Raw genomic sequence first — 17670 nt, forward strand, 5'->3', positions numbered from 1 at the left:
AAGCGAGTCAAGGCCGCCAAAATAAACGTGACTGCGATTTGCTGGTGAGGAGGGATAACCAGTGTTACCCTTGGGCGAGTTACCTTAACTCTCTGTCACTTATGTTAGAAAAAGAAAACCTCATTAAACTCGCTAGAATGCAAATGCCATTTGGGAAATATGCAGGGCGAGTGTTAATCGACCTGCCTGAAGAATACTTACTGTGGTTTGATAAAAAGGGCTGGCCAAGCGGCGAGCTAGGGGATTTGCTCAAGCTATGTTTAGCGCTCAAAATTGAAGGCTTAGATAGTGTCGTGAAGCCTTTGAAGCGCATGTAATTAGCTACAGAAACGCCCACTCTTGATGAAAAGACTTATTATGAATTTTGATATCGATGCACTGAAACACCACCAATTGGTCGAAGATGGTAAATTAGAGGGATGTTACATTCATCAGCCAGCTCAAGGTAGCCAGCAAGATGACAAAGCTGTTTTGGCAGAGCGCCAAGCGTTGGAAAAGTTGGGATATAAGGTAATACAGGTTAAAGCTAAAGGCGGGACAACAACGTTTGCCGAGGCGATGCAAAAGCTTGCGAAGGAAACTGGTCACCTGCCTAAGGAGTAAGTGAGTGTAACCTGCCACAGCCTTACAAGTTCTCCCACCAGACTATTTTTTCATTCAAAAGAGCCAGACCGTTAGGCTGACTCTTTTTTGTCCCCAAATGAGCTGAAATCAATTTCGAAGTGGATAATAGAGTCCAAGATTTTCAAGTATTTAATCTAATAGAAGGCAAGATCACACTCCTACGCTTATTGACAACATAAAGGGGGAGAATGTCTATTCCTTTACTTTAAATGTACTTAAACATTAACTGTTCAACTTGTGCCATACAGGCTCTTTATCGTCTCCCTCAACCACACGATTTTAGGGTTCTGGTTATTGCGCTTGTGCCAAATCATAGTAAATGGAATCAGTAGCTTGTGCTGATAATCTTCAGCAACGGGGATAGGCAACGCTATTAAGTTGGGGTGAAGCTGTTCGCAGTATCGCTGACAATATTTTGGTGCTGTGGTTAACATTTGATGGTCGGGCTTTTCTGCAACAAATAAAGCTTGCTCGAAACTCGCCATCGTTAGGCTAACGTTTCGAGTGTGTCCCTGCTCAGCCAAGATCTCATCCAACACCCAACTGTCATTTTTCTCCCATGCTACATTGATATGGGCATAGCTTAAGAAAGTATCCAAATTCCACTCTTGCTTGAGCGCAGGATGATCTTTGCGGACATACACCATAGGTAAATCTGAGAACAACACTTCGAAGTTAATGAAATACGGTAGCAGTTCTAACGACTCTTTGGAGCGAGGATGGCTTTCGCGGCCAGTAAAACCAATATCCACTTCACCGCTAGTGATGGCATCTAATGAGTCCTCATCCCAGTTATGGTACTTTACCGTTGAGTCTGGGTAAAAGTCATGGATTCGTTTGGTCAGTTCGTCGACCATGATGAGTGACAATGGCGACTCTACTCCAAGATGAAATTTAACTCCGCTTGGAACATCATCACCTCTGAGTGAAACAATCTGGTTACCGATCTGCATCCAGTCTGACAAAAGCACTTGCACGTTTGTCGCGAGATTTGTTGGTTTTAGGCCTTGCGGCGTATTCACAAAAAGCGGGTCATCAAACCAAGCGCGTAGTTTGCCTAGAGACTTACTCACGGTTGAGGGAGTTACATTAAGTTTTTTCGCCGTTTTAGTAACACTCTGCTCTTGCAGTAGCAATTGCAGAGTGAGCAGTAAATTAAGATCAAGTCGGGCAAGAGATTTCTTCATGAGGCTCACTAACGTTATGATTTGGAAATAATAATATTACGGAGAGTCCAATAACGCCACTAGCAACCAACGCTATCATTAACATCATCACGGCCGACACACCTAGCGTCGCCATCAACCAAATGTAAAGTGCAGACCAAGAAACCTGACCTATGCCAAGCATAGAGCTTGCAAGTCCAGCTTTGCGTGAGAACTGGCTTAACGCTTGGCTCATCGCCACACCAAACCCCATTGGAAAACTCATGCTGAGCAGAGTGAATCCTACCATATAAAGTGTCGGACTATCGCTATTCAAGTGAGCCGCGAGAATAACGATAGCCGACAGAAAATTGGTCATTTGTGCAGCGAACATCAATGTGGTTTGTTTGAAGCAAGAAAGAGCAAATGGAACTGAAAACGATGTCGTCATACCTACCATCGCGAGTAGTGCCATCGTTGTTGAATATTCGCCTCGAGTAAAACCAATTGAATCCATTATTATCATTGGTGACGTATTTACATAAGAGAGAATAGCTGTGACGCCTAAAGATGTATAAATAACGCGCGATATGAAAAAGCGGTTAGATAGTGATTCGTTCGAAGCTTCACTCACCTTTAAAGTTGTGCGCTTGGTTTTAGGCAAGGTTTCTTTCAAGACAAAGCAAGCAATTAAACCTATCACAACACCCATTATCGCCATGGCAGTGAATAACACGGGCCACGGAAACTTGATCATAATCAGATTGCCGATCACGGGGGCAAGTACTGGAATAGAGCAGATAATTCCATTAAGCATCGATAGAACCTTAGCTCGCTCTGGGTCCCCTAGAGTGTCACGCAAAATGGCAAAGGCCACTACATAGCAACATGCGGCACCTACGCCTTGGAAAAAGCGCATTATTAGGAAGCTATTACTGGTCTCAGCAGAGCCCGCGAACATTGATGCAAGGGTAAAAATCACTGCACCGCAAATGGCAACAGGTTTGCGTCCTAAACAATCAGCAGTTCGCCCAACAAAAACCATAGTCGATGCTAGACCAGCGAGGTAAATAGAAAAAGCAATATGAAGTTGTGATTCGCTGGCAGACAGGTCATGGGCGATTTGTGGTAAAGCAACCAAGTAGATATCTATTGCCGTAGGATAAAGCAACACAAAGGCGAAGCTACATATCAGATATCGGGATAAATTAATTTTTTCCATTACTACCTCGTGAAGGAATTGGGCTTACGAGGATGATATGCAACATTACTCATTTTGGCGCGTTACCTTTCTGACAACAGGTATTTCCATATACGACATCAGTAACGATTGTGGCTATAGCAGTCAAATTTGCCCTAAGAAGAACCGTGGTATTGGGAGAAAGTAATCTATACAACCGAGTCCACTACATTAGTTAAATAGACAACGATGGACATTAGTGACCTGGAGTTTTCTCAAGCTATATTAAGCTCTCAAAACCACAGAGCTTAAATAGTGTGGTTAAGCCTTTGATTCGGATGTGGCCTGCCTTTGTAATCTCTTTCCCCAAAATACAATGTGTTTTGTTTTACAGGAGTCAGAATGCCTGGCTCCTTTTCCCTTTGCTTATCGCGAACGCTACCATCTTGGTCGTAGAGTATTGGTTACCGAAACCATTAACTCATGTTAGTGAAAGGAAATTCCTGAACCCTATAGTGCTTCTTTCACCAATCTTCTGTTTGGGCCATTATCTCTAACATCCAGACGCGAAATAGCATAAGATACACGGCCTTTACTAGCACTGAGCCACTCATCGTAATGACAGATAAAACACAGCAAGCGACATTTGCCGATCTTGGCCTGATTCCAACATTAGTCGAGCGACTAGAAGCGTTGGAATACAGCCAACCGACGCCCATTCAATCCCGTTCTATTCCTGATATCCTTGAAGGGAAAGATATTATTGGTGGTGCCAATACGGGGTCTGGTAAAACCGCTGCTTTTTCGCTGCCAATCTTGCAAAAAATTGTTCAGCAAGACGAATCAAACAATCGCCGTGGCAACTTCGTTTCCCACCTGATTTTAGTACCAACTCGTGAGTTGGCATCACAGGTGGCATATAACGTCAAATCTTACTCATACCATCTCAGAGATAAGATCAAAACGGTTGTCGTATTTGGTGGTGTATCGGTGAACCCACAAATGCTGGCGCTTCGTGGTGGCTGTGACATCATTGTTGCAACGCCGGGTCGATTACTTGATCTGGTATCCAGTAACGCGATTAAGTTGGACCAAGTAAAAACGCTTGTTCTTGACGAAGCCGACCGTATGTTGAGCCTCGGATTTACCGAAGAACTGAATAAGATTCTTGCGTTACTCCCAGAGAAGAAACAGACGCTGTTATTTTCTGCAACTTTCCCTGATAAAGTGACGACGTTGGCTCAGCAGTTGCTCCGCGACCCTGTTGAAGTTCAGTTGCAGAGCGCAGAAGCCAGCACTTTGGTGCAGCGCGTGTTTAGTGTAAATAAAGGTGAGAAGACGGCGGTACTCGCGCACTTAATCAAACAGCATCAGTGGCGACAGACTCTGATTTTTGTGAATGCTAAGAATGCCTGTAATCATTTAGCTCAAAAGTTGTCAAAACGCGGTATTACCGCTGAAGTTTTCCATGGTGATAAAGGGCAGGGCGCTCGTACTCGTGTCCTTGACGGTTTTAAGTCTGGCGAGATTCAAGTTCTTATTGCCACCGATATCGCAGCACGCGGCCTTGATATTGAAAAACTTCCAGTGGTGATTAACTTCGATCTTCCGCGTAGCCCTGCTGATTATATGCATCGAATCGGTCGTAGTGGTCGTGCTGGTGAAGTAGGTTTAGGGTTATCTCTTATCGATTACGACGACTACCACCATTTCAAAGTGATAGAAAAGAAAAATAAGTTCCAACTTGAACGCGAGCAGGTAGTCGGTTTTGAAGTGGAAGACGATCAGAGTGAAGCCTACTTTTTACCAATGAAGCCGCGAGCGAAGCCAGCAGGTACGGGTAAAAAGAAGAAAAAGCGTAATCAATAGAAAACGTAAACTACATGTGAGTTTACTTACGGGAGTTGCTGGAGAAAGGGAATGCTCACTAGCTTGAGTCTTCGCTTCTAGCCATTCCTTTAAAGAACAATAGAGCCCTGCTGGAGCTACCAGTAGGGCTCTATTGCTTTTCAAGATAGTGTTATTGGCGACGAGCAGGGCGTCCGCGAGGTGAACGCTTTTTAAATGCAGACGCTGCTTTAGCTTGTGACTTAAGAATAGAGTCAACGGTTAGCGGCATTGGCTCTTTAGGTTCAAGGCCATGAGGGAAGGTACGAGCTCTTGGTGGTAAGTTGTATTCTTCTTCGCTCGCGCGTGGCATACGCTTAAAGCGATAAAGGTAAAAGTTTTCTAATTTTTCTCTCGCCCATTCGGTTTTCTTTAAATACTTCACGCTACTTGCAATCGAAGGCTTAGTGTTAAAGCAATTAAAACGCATTGCTGTATCTAGAATGTCCCAGCCGTAAAAATCTACTAACTCTTGCAACATAGTCTCTAGCTTTAACCCGTGCAGTGGATTGTTCTGTTGCAGCTCGATTCTCTCTTCGTCAGTCATCATTTTTAAGGGCCTTACTCATTAAAGGGCGGAGTTTAACAAAGTATACAATGCAGAGATATCTATAGTTACTTTGCGATGGATGCGAGTACAGTGCTCTCTACCTTGAAAGTATAAATCGGAATTGGCCGCTCTACTTGGCTCTCTGCTCAAAAATGACTCTTAAAAGTTCAAGCGTCCCAGCTCGATGTTAAATTATTGTGTAATAAGTGAGATTTTTGTTGTTCTTTTACTAATGTCTAATATTCCTACCGATAGCAATACATGCTTAATAGGTTCAAATCAAAAATTAGCCATACCACTTTCTTGGTGTGGCCTCGATGTTTGATGTGGGTGTTGTCTCGTATTGGTCTGTCTACCAAGCGAAACTCTAGTTGACGTAGTTCAACGTTGAAACATAAAAGGATGACTCAATGTCTGACAAAAGTAAGACTTTTTACAGGGATGTGCGCAAAAAACCGCATGAATTTGAAAACCGAGAAGACTTTCTAAATCATGATTTAACCGTCATGAGTTTCCGTCGCTGGGGAATTCATTTGCCTTCACGTGATTACAGTATTGAAATCGAAGACTGGGTACCGGCATTAGCAGCAACCATTGGTAAAGTGGTGATGGTCACTGCCATGGTTTCCGCTTTTGCTGCTCAGTTTGGTTTATCTCCGGAATTCATTGCAGAAAACGTGCGTTACGAATTACTTATCGCTGGAGCCCTGTTCGTCATACTGTTTTCTGCCATCCTAAACCCGAATGCAAACTTAGCGGGAACCCATGGCCCAATGATACCGCTGATTCCTATGATTGCAGCTGCAGGAGGGCACCCTCTCGCGCTAGGTTTGATGGTGTGTGTTTTTGGGTTAATTCTCGCCTTAACCAAAGGTGGCTCTAAACTCATGACTCTTACTGGTATCGGGGTTCGAGGAGGGTTGTTGATCTACCTTGGTGCCGTTGGGTTGCTCGGGCAAATTAATAAGACGGAAGCGTGGGCTGCAAGTACGGACCAAGGTTACATTTCGTTTGTGGTCATAGGCCTAACCGTTATGGTTTACGCTTACTTAGCCAAGATCAATAAACGTTGGCTCGCTATCCCATTGTGCTCTGCACTCGCGGGTATTGTTGCTTATTTGATGGGCGCTGAGTTTGCTTTTACCACAGAACCGGGCCTACCTAATTTCAGTCCATTCTACTGGTGGGGGGAAGATACAGGCTGGCAGCTAGGCTGGCCAACCCTAGAGCACTTTATTGCCGTGACTCCATTTGCTCTACTGGCAGTCGCTATGTGGTCCCCTGATTATCTCGGCCATCGTGTGTTTCAAGAACTTAACTACCCAAAAGAAGCGAAAGGTGTACTCATGGATGTCGACGACACGATGGTCGGAGCATCTGTTCGTCAGGGGGTTGGTTCACTCTTAGGGGGCGGAAACCTAGCTTCTTCTTGGGGAACGTACATGATTCCTGCCGCAATTGCCAAGCGTCCTATTCCAGGTGGCGCTCTGTTGACGGGTTTCATGTGTATTGCGGCGGCGGTAATTGGCTACCCAATGGATCTAGCAATGTGGGAACCTGTTCTGCGCGTTGCTTTGATTGTGGGTGTATTCTTACCACTCCTTGAAGCGGGTATGCAGATGATCCATAAGCATAAAGATTCACTCAGTGCAGGTATCTGTATTTTTGCCTGTGCATTCGTTAATCCAGTCTTCGGTTGGGCAATCACGATGCTGTTGGATAACCTCGGGCTTATCGGCGACCATGAGCGTGCTAACGAACTATCGCGCAAAGATAAATATCTGATTCCTGGCACTGCGTTTATCGTATGTGCAGGCTCCCTTGCTATTGTTGGTCAGCTTCCAGGCATTCCAGCTCTTATCGGTTAATCGAATTATGCTCTAAAGGTATAGTGAGAGCAGTGAGTAAAGGGACTTGCTTCTTAAAATAGTAGACAAAAACAAAAAGCTACCTAGTACCAGGTAGCTTTTTGCATGTAGGGTTAGGCTACGGAGTTAGGCTATATGAGTGATTCAATGCCGTATTTTGCGCCGTAGTGTTCAACGACAAAATCAATGTCTTTGTCACCACGGCCTGATAAGTTGATCAAAATCGAGCCGGTTTCTCCTTGCTGTGCGAGTTTAATTGCGTAAGCGACAGCGTGTGAGGATTCAATAGCAGGGATTATTCCCTCTTCACGAGACAGCTCAAAGAAGGCATCAATCGCTTCGTCATCACTGATTGAGCCGTAATTGACACGGCCAATGTCTTTTAAGTAACTATGCTGAGGCCCAACCGATGGGTAATCCAAGCCACTTGCTACAGAGTACACTTCCTGAGGTTCGCCTTGCGCATCTTTAAGCATGTAAGACTTAAATCCGTGCATGATACCTGGCTCACCGAGTGTGAGTGTTGCAGCATGCTCGCCAACCTTTTGCAAAGAGCGGCCCGCAGGTTCAACGCCGTGAATGGCGACTTGTTCATCCTCTAAGAAAGCAGTAAATAGCCCCATCGCGTTAGAACCACCTCCAACGCATGCGACGAGATTATTGGGTAACTTGCCGGTCATTTCTTTGAATTGAACTCGTGCTTCGTTACCGATAATTGATTGGAAATCTCTCACCATTTTAGGGAATGGGTGAGGGCCAACGACAGAGCCTATCGCATAAAGTTGTGTATCAGGATCTTTCAGATAAGCTTCGAATGCAGAATCTACCGCTTCTTTGAGGGTTTTGCGCCCATGAGTGGCAGGAATGACATTAGCACCAAGGATTCTCATGCGGACGACATTCGGATGCTCTTTGGCGATATCAACTTCACCCATGTAAATGTCGCATTTCAAGCCAACCAATGCCGCGGCTGTAGCAAGCGCAACACCGTGTTGCCCTGCGCCAGTTTCTGCAATTAGTTTCTTCTTACCCATCTTTTTAGCGAGAATGGCTTCCCCTAAGCAGTGGTTAATTTTATGTGCGCCTGTATGGTTTAAGTCTTCGCGCTTTAGGTAGATGTCTGCTCCGTATTTTTTAGACAAGTTTTCCGCATGGAAGATTGGGCTAGGTCGTCCAACAAAGTGCTTATACAGGCGAGCGAGTTCCGCATTAAATTCAGGATCTTTGCTGCATTCCTCATAAGCTGCGTTGATGTCATGCATGATTTGTTCAAGCTCAGGTGGAACAAAGCTACCACCGTATTCACCAAAGTATCCTTCTTCGTTGGGCATAGTGAGATCAAACGAGTTTTTCATTATTTACATCCTAGTTAACGAAAGTATTGATACTTTTATACCCAAAATTTAGAAGTGGTTGTGTGATCAGTTGCTTAAATCAGAGTTCGCGATCTAGTGCACTAGTTAAAAAGTACAACTTGTGTAGGGGATAATAGTTGTGATGTAGAATCAGGTGGTTTGAATAGATGCAAAAAAGCCTCGAGAGATCCTAGGCTGTCATAAGAACCTCTCGAGGCAAACAGAATGCTGGAAATACACTCTGCGATGGTGTCTGGAAACAAAAATTAGATTCGTTTCCTTTGTCAGATATTAGGGTTTTAGAATGAGTCGATGTCAGCGAAATGTCACAAGTTAATTGCGGTATTAAAAGCTTATTTTTTATTTTTGATTAATGGATTAGAAAGTAACCTAAAACAGGCTAACCTACCGCGTGTTCCGCGTCTTTTAAGTTGGACATGATCTTTCTTTGTCTCGAATCGGCGTCTTTAACCAACACGTGCACTTTAGCTCCTAAAGTAAACGTGGCGCTCTGGCTGGAAATTTTTTGTTTGACTGCATCAAATTCGAACTCACCATTTTGGAAACTTGATAAAGGAATGAGACCTTCGGTTCGGTTCCTCTAACTCAACAAATACCCCGAAGTGTGTGACTCCACACGCTGTCCCTATGAAGTGTTGTCCGATAAATGGCTTCATGTAATGACATTTCAGTGCTGACTCAACCTCTCAGCTAGGGATTATGTGCTCGTAGTTATTAGAATTTATTGATTGAGCAGATATATTTAATTTCATTTTTTCTCTTATATTCGCCAATCGCTTTTATTTTATAAACTTTATTTTTATGAGCAAAGCATGAGGCGAAGTGATTCAGATATGAATGAGATTAATTTAATTCCAAACTGGAATTGCAAGGTAGGTTGTGTGATTACCTAAAGATGTATACCAAAGTGACTTTATTGAAAGTGATTAATGATGGTGTGGGAGAGGTAAGGTAAGTGATTTGGCTATATAAACTTAGATAGAGAATAGTAAGGGCAGTAATAAGTGGAAGGGGATTGTGGCACCAACAACATTGATGCCACACAAAGAATTACAGAGCAGTTACTTCAGCTGCTTGTAAACCTTTGTTACCTTGTTCAACAACGAACGATACTTTTTGGCCTTCAGTAAGAGTTTTGAAGCCTTCAGAAACAATAGAACGGAAGTGAACGAATACGTCATCACCGCCATTGTCTTGAGAAATAAAACCAAAACCTTTAGTTTCGTTGAACCATTTTACTGAACCAGTTAATTTATTAGACATAGATACCTCTATATTTGATTGTTTTAAATATTGAATTTTTAGCTAATATCAAGTGCTACTATATGATTTTAGAGATAACTATTTTGTCGCAGGAACGTAAACGAGGAATTCGATGTGGAACTGAGAGAAACTTTGATCTTTAATTACATTAATAGCTCTTTCCGTAAGAGCTGATGTGCAGTATACCGACAAAATTAATAAAGGCTAGCCTTTTCTTTTTTATTTTTTGAGTACACCAAGCGCATTGCTTTCAAAGCATACGCTTGGTGTATAAGACGGCGTGATGTTATAGGTGGCGTCGAGCGCTTAGTGTTTTCTGGTTGGGCCGTTACGAACGATGTCTTTACCATTGTCATATACGTGCTGCGAAACCCAGCGACCGAGGAGCAATTGGTGCTTTTCTCCTAATACGGCAACAAATGGACGACCATCGGTATTAGAGGTGGCTAGCGCAACGCCAGTGACACCTTCAAGGCCAAGAGCGCCGCTTTCTACTAAATGCAGAAATGCCTCTAACTCTTCAATCGTTTCGATTACATGGTTATCAATATTCATTGTATTCAATCTCTTCGAATTGCATTGCGGTCGCGTACTCTACCTAAGTTAAGCGTGGAAACCAAGCTTCTACGTGCGTCATGTAATGAGAGAACCTTGCCCTGCCACTAATCATCAATAAGTTAGTCTCGATAGTCCGGAACTTGCCTAGATTCAATGAGGCAGAAAACACTCTCTGGTTAGACATGAGTCACATAATGTTGTCTGGTTTATCTCATCAATACTTTTGCTATTGGATGGGGTAAAGGGGAGTGCAATAATTTGTAAAACTCTTTTCCTAAAGGCTGTTATGAAGAAAGTCCTGATTACCGGTTTTGAACCTTTTGGTGGTGACGCCATTAACCCCGCCTTAGAAGCGGTCAAGCAATTAGAGGCTGCGGCCATAAAAGGCGGTGTGATAGTTACTTGCCCAGTCCCCGTAGTTCGATATGACTCGGTGAAAGTCGTTATTGAAGCAATAGAAGCGCACCAGCCAGACTGTGTGATTACTGTAGGGCAAGCGGCCGGGCGTAGCGCGATAACCCCAGAGCGTGTCGCAATTAATGTCGATGATTTTCGTATTCCAGATAACGCTGGTCATCAGCCGATTGATGAACCCGTGGTGGCCGATGGTCCTGATGCTTACTTCTCGACGCTGCCGATAAAGCGTGTTGTTCAAACGCTGCAAAAGCAGGGGATACCTAGCCAGATTTCCAACAGTGCCGGAACATTTGTATGTAACCACCTTTTTTATGGCATCCAACATTATCTAAAAGACAAACCTATTCGTCATGGGTTTGTTCATATCCCATTATTGCCAGAACAAGCAGTAGATGGCAGTCAGCCTTCTATGTCTTTGGACATGATAGTCGAAGGGCTAAGGCTGGTGGCGCAAGTTTGTATTGCCAATGATAGCGATATCCTGGTAAGCGGTGGAACGATTTGCTAGTAAGTGTTTTAAAATCCAGTAAGTGTCTGAAAGATAATAATAAGCTCGTCGTTTGATGTTGTAGTAAATGTTAGCTTTGTCAAATTTCACAAGTAGCGAAAGGAGTAGCATTGAATAGTCAGGTTAGATGTTGTTCCAAACTGGCATTCCTCTAGTACAGGAGGTGTTAGGGGCTAACTTTACGAAAGGCGAGTTATTATGAAAAGCAACAAAAGTAAGTCAATCGCACTTATCTCTGTCGTTGTTTTCGCGTTGGCTATTGCTGCGCTTAAATTCGAAAACACGCTCGGAGTTCTTCCCATCGTAGTCGCTGTTATCGCGTTTTTTACTTGCGTTATTTATACCAGTAGATACCTGTCTGATATGAAGCGTTCAGAGTTGATAAGTCAACCCAAACAAGCTCGAAAAATGTGTGCCAACGCATCACGCAATGAGCTTGATGAGTGCGATAAAAAGCGTTGAAGCGAGTCACATTCTCCGTATACTTTGCTGGAGCATTAATGCACTAACGTGTCGGAGATAAGCATGTCAAATCGAGTACCAACCAACATACTGACCGGATTTTTGGGTGTCGGTAAAACGACCACGATTTTAAATCTACTGAAGAACAAACCGGAAAAAGAAAACTGGGCGGTTTTGGTCAATGAATTTGGTGAGATTGGCATCGACGGTGCATTGATGACCGACCAAGGCGCGCTGATTAAAGAAGTGCCGGGTGGTTGTATGTGCTGCACTGCGGGTGTGCCGATGTCGGTAGGTATCACAGCATTATTGCGTCAAAAACCGGACCGTTTATTGATTGAGCCGACAGGCCTTGGTCATCCAAAACAGGTTATCGCGACGCTTACCTCACAGCAGTATGAACCTTACGTTGATCTTAAAGCGACGATTGCCTTGGTTGATCCGCGTAACTTAAGTGATGAAAAGTATCTTTCTAACCAAAACTTCGTGGACCAGTTAGACAGTGCAGATATGGTTATTGGTAGTAAGGTTGACCTATGTTCCAGCCACGACATTGATGTGTTTAATGACTGGGTGACGGACCAATCTCCCTCAAAAGTATTCAGTAAGCTTATTCATGATGGTGAGTTACCGATAGAAGTCTTGGATATCGAACGGGTTTACGGCAGCGCTTCTTCCCATATCGAGTCACATCATCATGACCATGCTCACCAAGAGCCTCAATTCCAGTTGCCGCCAGGTGAAGCCTTTGTGCGTAAAGAGAACAAAGGGCAAGGGTATTTTAGTTGCGGGTGGTTGTTTGGGGCAGAGTACACGTTTGATTTTGATAAACTCTTCTCAATGCTTTCGGACTTAACGGCTGAACGTGTTAAAGCGGTGGTCAACACGGATCAGGGGTGTTACGCGTTTAATGTTGCCAACCGAGTCGTGTCGGTGAATGAAATCAGCTTAGAAGGGTTTGAATCACGATTAGAAGTGATAGATTCTCAGCTGTTGCCATGGGATGAACTTGAGCAAATTCTCCTTCAGTTGTCTGGCATCAAGCGTTAAATCGAACAAATGTTAAACGGAAACGGTGAGCCAGCAATCTGTCTGCGTTCGCCGTTTTTGCTTTTGTAGCGTTTCAATGAGAAAAGTGAGATAAATCACTCAAATTCGGGTATAGTGCACGGCTAAATTTTTAAAGCTATTTTTAGTGGTTTGTTTAAGGAATACGCTCAATGTCATTTTCATCTCAAGGTTTTGCGCCAGAAGTGGTTAAAGCACTGGCAGAATGCGGTTATGAAAAGTTAACGCCAATTCAACAGAAGGCGATTCCAATGGCTCGCAAAGGTCATGATATTTTCGCTACAGCACAAACAGGTACTGGTAAAACGGCTGCGTTTTCTCTGCCTATGATTCAGCAGCTGCTAGACAGTAACCGTAGCGCTTCTCGTAAGACTGCTCGCGCACTTATCTTGGCTCCAACTCGCGAGCTTGCTGAACAAATTGCTGACAACATCAAAGCTTACACGAAGTACACCAATCTGTCGGTGGCGGCGATTTTCGGTGGCCGTAAAATGTCTTCTCAGGTTGCGGCACTGGAAAATGGTGTTGATATCCTTGTGGCTACACCTGGTCGATTGGAAGAACACATCGAACAAGGTAATGTCTCGGTGGCACACTTAGAGTTTTTGGTGTTTGATGAAGCAGACCGTATCTTGGATATGGGCTTTATTCATGCAGTTCGTAAGATCATGCTGGATGTGGATACAGACCCACAAATCATGATGTTTTCGGCAACGACTTCAAGCCAGCTAAATCTGTTAGCGAAAGACATTCTGCGTAAACCAAAACGTATCGAAGTAGAGCGTGCAAATACTACGGCACAAACAGTTGCTCACGTGCTATATCCAGTTGATCAAGAGCGAAAAACGGAACTGCTTTCAGAGCTAATTGGTCGCAAAAACTGGAAACAAGTGTTGGTATTTGTGAACTATAAAGAGACCGCAAACGAAGTGGTAAAAGAGCTGAAACTTGATGGTATCAAAGCGGTGGTTTGTCATGGTGACCGTGCTCAAAGCGCTCGTCGTCGTGCGCTAGAAGAGTTTAAGTCCGGTAAAGCACGTGTCATGGTGGCTACCGATGTCGCTGCTCGAGGTTTAGATATTGAAGATTTACCTCACGTTGTGAACTATGACATGCCTTTCTTAGCGGAAGATTACGTTCACCGAATTGGTCGTACAGGCCGTGCAGGTAAGCAAGGCCATGCTGTTTCATTTGTAAATCGAGATGAAGAGCTCACGGTGGTTCAGGTTGAAAATCTGATCCAGCAACGCATTCGCCGTATTGAGCTTGCAGGCTATGAACCAAAACAGCGTGAATCTTACATTGAAAAGCTGCACTCAAAACCAGCATTTAAGAATCGTCAAGGTCGTCGTAATAATCCGAACCAGTCGGCAACAGACCAAGGGTCGGCAGAGCGTCGTCTTGCTATGGTGAAGCGCCTGAAAGCGCGTCGTGGCGCAAAGTAAATTACACAGTCTGTGTGAAAAGAGCCCCTCAATTGAGGGGCTCTTTTTGTTTGCCGTTTCGCGTTAATTTAGGCCAAGCATATTGGGTTCACCACGATAAATAATGCGATCGTTTCCTCGGTGAATACCAAACGTAACAATGACGGGTGGGTTTTCCTCTTCACTTGTAGAGCTATCCCAGTCGTATTTCAGCCAAGGGATGCGATTGCCTGAGCTGTCTAAATCTAGGTGGAATTGTATTTGCTCGCGCGCTGAGTCAATTTGGCTTGCAACGATATCGGTTATCCTGCCAATACTCATCGTTCCAACGCCAGAAAGCAGGGCGTTGTTTGCTGGCGCATGAGACCAAATTGGCGTGCTGAAGTAATATTCACCATTCGCCGTTGTTGAGCTGTCATCGAAGTTAGTTGTAAATCGACCGTTTTGCCAAATTTCCACATCAAGTGGCACTTTGATCACCATGCCTTGGTTGCCACCTACATCTTGAAAGTTCAAACGACCGAATCGAATGTCTGGTTGTTTTGTGAGCATTTCGCTGTTATCAAAGAAATTTACCTCATCAACGGCTTTAGTCGTGACTATACCTATTTTGCTGCTGTCACTGTTAGTCCCTTTATTAAATGGGCCATCAGGATATTGCTTATCTGTCGTGTTCTTTTTCCAGCATGGGCTATTGTTACAAGTCGCATTGGTCGAGGGCTTCTCTATAACAAACGTTCCAACACTCGCGCTACCCAGTAGTTTCCAGTCTACCTTCTTAGGCTTAGGCGGCAAAAACCGATCGGAGTATGAGCTTAGCTCGCCTAAATCGAAATGTTGTTGAAGGTTAGACGAAAAGTGGACGTAATTCTTCACGTTTTCCTTATTCGCATTGAGTGCGACAACATCGTAAGTGACTTTCTCAAAAGGTTGATTCATGTAAGCAAAAGTTTGGCCATGTGGGTAGTGCCATTCTTGGTCTTGCACTTGAAAATATTTTGGGTAAAAACGACCGATGTAACGATAGCTTTCGTTAACAGTCATACCTAGATATTTACTTTCTAGGTTTGCTTTTACTCTCAAGCTCCCGACTTCTTCCCAATATAATCCATTAAAGACGAATTGATCATTCTTGGCTGAATTATGCGCCTGAGCCAGTGAGTCACTACTTTTTAGCAATTTTGAGGTTTGGTTCGCTGTCTCTGATGGCGTATGTTGCTCACTCGACAAGACAACGGATGCTGCTGGAGCGTCATCAAGCATAAAATTACGGGTGATAGAGGCATCACAATAGCGTGCTGATTCAACAGAACCACTTACAGAGACGTCAGGTTGCCAAATGATTGGTTTCACTGTTAGAGAGAAAAGTTCTCCAGCAGCGATAAACCCATCTCCCTGTTTAGAGGTACCAGAAGGCAAAGCACGTTGGTTGTCACAGATAGCCAGTGTCCATGGTCGCGAGTGCACATTAAATGTTCCTTTCACTTCCACTTTGCCTTCTTCTGGGCACTCTTCAAATCCCTCACATTCAAAATGATCGGACAATGTCACTTCAAATATGCCGGATTCGTTCGTGATAAGGCCATGTTCAGACAAGCCATCTTCAAATTCTGCTGAATAGCTAAAGTTTCCTTCACTTCCTCCTAATGGTTGAACCAATGGATGAAAAACCTTAGGCGTACCATTGTAGTTGCTTGCCACTACAGGTTCGCCGGTGGAGGCACAAGCAAGCAATCGCGTATGCACGTTTTCTGGTTTACCTGCAATAACGCGTATTTCATTTAAAGTGGCGCTTTTCGTCTTTGAGTAGGCCTCAAACATAAATGGCGTAAACATAAAGCGAACAGTTTGATGCTTGCTCGTGTCTTTCGCCATAGTGAAAGTTAGTGTGTAGTTGGTATCTAACGAGATCGTATCAATATTATTCGGAACCACTCGAACAACAAGTTCACCATTATCGTTAGATATAAATTGGTTTGCTTCTAATGTCTGCTGACCTTTAACCACCTCTAAAGTGAACAAGTCAGGGTGTGATAGGGCTGCACTGACTTCTGCGCTTACAACTTCTCCATTATTGGTTGTCATTGCTGTAAATTGCGGAAGATCGTCGCCGCACATCAGTGCCATGTCGTCCGATGGTGTGACGCTGAGGTTTAAGTCGTTCTCCGATGGAGGCTGCATGCTGCAATTCGGAACATCTTGAGGGGTGATTGGACAGACTTGGGAAGAGTAGTGACAATCAGCCTCGCCCAATCCACAGTATTGCGTGTATTTGTTGTCTTGTGCTTTCGTTTGTGCACTTCCTGGCGTTTGTTGGATTTCACCACAAACTTGACTAGGCTGATTTGGAGCGTTGTTGAAGTTCAATGTTTGGAAGTATTTAATTGCTGCGGTGGAACTATAGAATGAGCCACTTAATGTAGCTGACGATCCTACAGATTCAGCCGTACCATAGATCGACATATCTTTTATAATCAGAGAGTTGTGCGCAGAAACATCACCGACGACAAAATGGTCTTGTAAAGGATGGTTTGTTTTTAGGTGTAGTGTTTCGCCTTGTGATTCGACCTTACCACAGATGTTTGTATTAAATACATTGGTCGTGCTGTGTGTCGAAATATCACCAATAATGGTGTTGTACGTTCCATCAATGTGAAGTGTCGAACCTGTTAGCTTAATATTCCCGTCTATGAGAATGTTATGCAGCTTTGTTGGGTAAGCCGATAGAAGATCACCATAGATGACAGTGTGTTTGTTTTGGTAATCGTCGAGGTTTGATGCTTTCTCATTGTTAACCGTTAATCCGGTAGCGAGGGCGTGTAGAGAGATACGTTTATTGGGTTCACCAATCGTATTATTCCCCTCTAACACAATGCCATAATCTGCTTTTAACGTTATCTCTTTTTCCGGTAATGAGGAGACAATTTTATCACCAGCGGGTAGGACTAGTTTCCCTGTACAGCGATAAGTCGTGCCATCGCTTTCGATACTAAAACTCTTGTGTGAGCAAAGTTGACCTAACTCAGATAGATCTTTTACGTCATAAGTGGTGGCGTGTGAGGTTAGCGGTAAAAAAAGAACCGCAGTGAAAATACTGCAAAGACGCATCATCAAATGTCCTAATGAGTGGAACAAGATGGCATCAAGCGAGCGTGAGCAAATGCTCACTGAAATTGGAATAGCTGCGGTACTTTTTTGTTTTGAAGCCGCTTAGTTATTGAACTTTGGTTAATTTTTATTTCGTATGTCATACCAAAGTTTAGCGGCCTTATTACAACGTAAGTGTCAGGTTAGTTCAAGAGGTAAGTGTGATGTGTGTCGCTTTATATGTGTAACTATT

15 protein-coding genes and 1 pseudogene are annotated in these 17670 nt (G+C 43.8%); 8 read left to right on the forward strand and 8 right to left on the reverse strand.

The genetic code is table 11. From position 1 onward, the window contains the following. Nucleotides 1-101 precede the first annotated feature (101 nt). Nucleotides 102-317 carry a DUF3820 family protein gene (locus R8N46_RS03140; RefSeq protein WP_005375557.1) on the forward strand — a complete coding sequence of 72 codons (216 nt, stop codon included), beginning with the start codon at nucleotides 102-104 and terminating at the stop codon, nucleotides 315-317. A 40-nt stretch (nucleotides 318-357) separates the two neighbouring features. Then, nucleotides 358-603, forward strand: coding sequence for a hypothetical protein (locus R8N46_RS03145; protein WP_017821096.1), 246 nt, complete (start codon nucleotides 358-360; stop codon nucleotides 601-603). Between the two features lie 251 nt (nucleotides 604-854). On the opposite strand, the gene yidZ is transcribed toward R8N46_RS03145, so the two are convergent. Together yidZ and R8N46_RS03155 are read right to left on the reverse strand one after the other, a co-directional pair. Further along, nucleotides 855-1811, reverse strand: coding sequence for an HTH-type transcriptional regulator YidZ (gene yidZ / locus R8N46_RS03150; protein WP_033907131.1), 957 nt, complete (start codon nucleotides 1809-1811; stop codon nucleotides 855-857). Beyond that, a complete protein-coding gene (locus R8N46_RS03155) occupies nucleotides 1786-2991 on the reverse strand; it encodes an MFS transporter (protein WP_115386715.1) in 1206 nt (401 codons plus the stop codon). The genes yidZ and R8N46_RS03155 overlap by 26 nt, the downstream gene beginning before the upstream one ends. Before the next feature lie 576 nt (nucleotides 2992-3567). Here R8N46_RS03155 and R8N46_RS03160 point away from each other — a divergent pair. Continuing rightward, on the forward strand, nucleotides 3568-4818 hold the full coding sequence (locus tag R8N46_RS03160) for a DEAD/DEAH box helicase (RefSeq protein WP_318098121.1): 1251 nt from the start codon (nucleotides 3568-3570) through the stop codon (nucleotides 4816-4818). A gap of 151 nt (nucleotides 4819-4969) precedes the next feature. Here the strand turns inward: R8N46_RS03160 and R8N46_RS03165 are convergent, their stop codons facing one another. Continuing rightward, entirely contained in the window at nucleotides 4970-5386 is a 417-nt protein-coding gene (locus tag R8N46_RS03165; RefSeq protein WP_005375544.1) for a VF530 family DNA-binding protein, read from the reverse strand. A gap of 410 nt (nucleotides 5387-5796) precedes the next feature. Between R8N46_RS03165 and R8N46_RS03170 the strand changes: the two genes are divergently transcribed. Further along, a complete protein-coding gene (locus R8N46_RS03170; protein WP_005375642.1) occupies nucleotides 5797-7254 on the forward strand; it encodes a DUF3360 domain-containing protein in 1458 nt (485 codons plus the stop codon). Between the two features lie 131 nt (nucleotides 7255-7385). On the opposite strand, the gene trpB is transcribed toward R8N46_RS03170, so the two are convergent. The 4 genes and pseudogenes from trpB to R8N46_RS03190 all read right to left on the reverse strand — a co-directional run bounded on the left by trpB (nucleotide 7386) and on the right by R8N46_RS03190 (nucleotide 10448). Beyond that, entirely contained in the window at nucleotides 7386-8609 is a 1224-nt protein-coding gene (trpB, locus tag R8N46_RS03175) for a tryptophan synthase subunit beta (RefSeq protein ID WP_213972144.1), read from the reverse strand. Between the two features lie 400 nt (nucleotides 8610-9009). Further along, a pseudogene (locus R8N46_RS03180) lies at nucleotides 9010-9316 on the reverse strand (S1 RNA-binding domain-containing protein); the annotation flags it as partial. A gap of 364 nt (nucleotides 9317-9680) precedes the next feature. Next, a complete protein-coding gene (locus R8N46_RS03185; protein WP_005375644.1) occupies nucleotides 9681-9893 on the reverse strand; it encodes a cold-shock protein in 213 nt (70 codons plus the stop codon). Between the two features lie 306 nt (nucleotides 9894-10199). Beyond that, entirely contained in the window at nucleotides 10200-10448 is a 249-nt protein-coding gene (locus R8N46_RS03190) for a hypothetical protein (RefSeq protein ID WP_005375646.1), read from the reverse strand. A gap of 289 nt (nucleotides 10449-10737) precedes the next feature. Between R8N46_RS03190 and pcp the strand changes: the two genes are divergently transcribed. The 4 genes from pcp to R8N46_RS03210 all read left to right on the forward strand — a co-directional run bounded on the left by pcp (nucleotide 10738) and on the right by R8N46_RS03210 (nucleotide 14351). Continuing rightward, on the forward strand, nucleotides 10738-11376 hold the full coding sequence (pcp, locus tag R8N46_RS03195; protein ID WP_064354607.1) for a pyroglutamyl-peptidase I: 639 nt from the start codon (nucleotides 10738-10740) through the stop codon (nucleotides 11374-11376). A 198-nt stretch (nucleotides 11377-11574) separates the two neighbouring features. Next, nucleotides 11575-11838, forward strand: a complete 264-nt coding sequence (locus R8N46_RS03200) for a hypothetical protein (RefSeq protein ID WP_115386714.1) — start codon at nucleotides 11575-11577, stop codon at nucleotides 11836-11838. Nucleotides 11839-11901: 63 nt separating this feature from the next. Continuing rightward, nucleotides 11902-12888, forward strand: coding sequence for a CobW family GTP-binding protein (locus R8N46_RS03205; RefSeq protein ID WP_115386713.1), 987 nt, complete (start codon nucleotides 11902-11904; stop codon nucleotides 12886-12888). Nucleotides 12889-13058: 170 nt separating this feature from the next. Beyond that, nucleotides 13059-14351 (forward strand): DEAD/DEAH box helicase, encoded by a 1293-nt coding sequence (locus tag R8N46_RS03210; protein ID WP_005386186.1) that lies wholly within the window; start codon nucleotides 13059-13061, stop codon nucleotides 14349-14351. Between the two features lie 63 nt (nucleotides 14352-14414). Here the strand turns inward: R8N46_RS03210 and R8N46_RS03215 are convergent, their stop codons facing one another. After that, nucleotides 14415-17441, reverse strand: a complete 3027-nt coding sequence (locus tag R8N46_RS03215) for a polymer-forming cytoskeletal protein (RefSeq protein WP_318098118.1) — start codon at nucleotides 17439-17441, stop codon at nucleotides 14415-14417. Nucleotides 17442-17670: the final 229 nt, after the last annotated feature.

Origin of the sequence: Vibrio sp. 1874, assembly GCF_033344395.1 — a bacterium.
Lineage (GTDB): Bacteria > Pseudomonadota > Gammaproteobacteria > Enterobacterales > Vibrionaceae > Vibrio > Vibrio alginolyticus.

Bases quoted from the DNA above. Each gene is read 5' to 3' on its own strand.
- R8N46_RS03145 (WP_017821096.1), top strand. From the start codon at position 358: ATGAATTTTGATATCGATGCACTGAAACACCACCAATTGGTCGAAGAT.
- R8N46_RS03185 (WP_005375644.1), bottom strand. From the start codon at position 9,893: ATGTCTAATAAATTAACTGGTTCAGTAAAATGGTTCAACGAAACTAAA.
- R8N46_RS03190 (WP_005375646.1), bottom strand. From the start codon at position 10,448: ATGAATATTGATAACCATGTAATCGAAACGATTGAAGAGTTAGAGGCA.
- trpB (WP_213972144.1), bottom strand. From the start codon at position 8,609: ATGAAAAACTCGTTTGATCTCACTATGCCCAACGAAGAAGGATACTTT.
- R8N46_RS03170 (WP_005375642.1), top strand. From the start codon at position 5,797: ATGTCTGACAAAAGTAAGACTTTTTACAGGGATGTGCGCAAAAAACCG.
- yidZ (WP_033907131.1), bottom strand. From the start codon at position 1,811: ATGAAGAAATCTCTTGCCCGACTTGATCTTAATTTACTGCTCACTCTG.
- R8N46_RS03155 (WP_115386715.1), bottom strand. From the start codon at position 2,991: ATGGAAAAAATTAATTTATCCCGATATCTGATATGTAGCTTCGCCTTT.
- R8N46_RS03160 (WP_318098121.1), top strand. From the start codon at position 3,568: ATGACAGATAAAACACAGCAAGCGACATTTGCCGATCTTGGCCTGATT.
- R8N46_RS03165 (WP_005375544.1), bottom strand. From the start codon at position 5,386: ATGATGACTGACGAAGAGAGAATCGAGCTGCAACAGAACAATCCACTG.
- R8N46_RS03140 (WP_005375557.1), top strand. From the start codon at position 102: ATGTTAGAAAAAGAAAACCTCATTAAACTCGCTAGAATGCAAATGCCA.
- R8N46_RS03210 (WP_005386186.1), top strand. From the start codon at position 13,059: ATGTCATTTTCATCTCAAGGTTTTGCGCCAGAAGTGGTTAAAGCACTG.
- pcp (WP_064354607.1), top strand. From the start codon at position 10,738: ATGAAGAAAGTCCTGATTACCGGTTTTGAACCTTTTGGTGGTGACGCC.
- R8N46_RS03200 (WP_115386714.1), top strand. From the start codon at position 11,575: ATGAAAAGCAACAAAAGTAAGTCAATCGCACTTATCTCTGTCGTTGTT.
- R8N46_RS03205 (WP_115386713.1), top strand. From the start codon at position 11,902: ATGTCAAATCGAGTACCAACCAACATACTGACCGGATTTTTGGGTGTC.
- R8N46_RS03215 (WP_318098118.1), bottom strand. From the start codon at position 17,441: ATGATGCGTCTTTGCAGTATTTTCACTGCGGTTCTTTTTTTACCGCTA.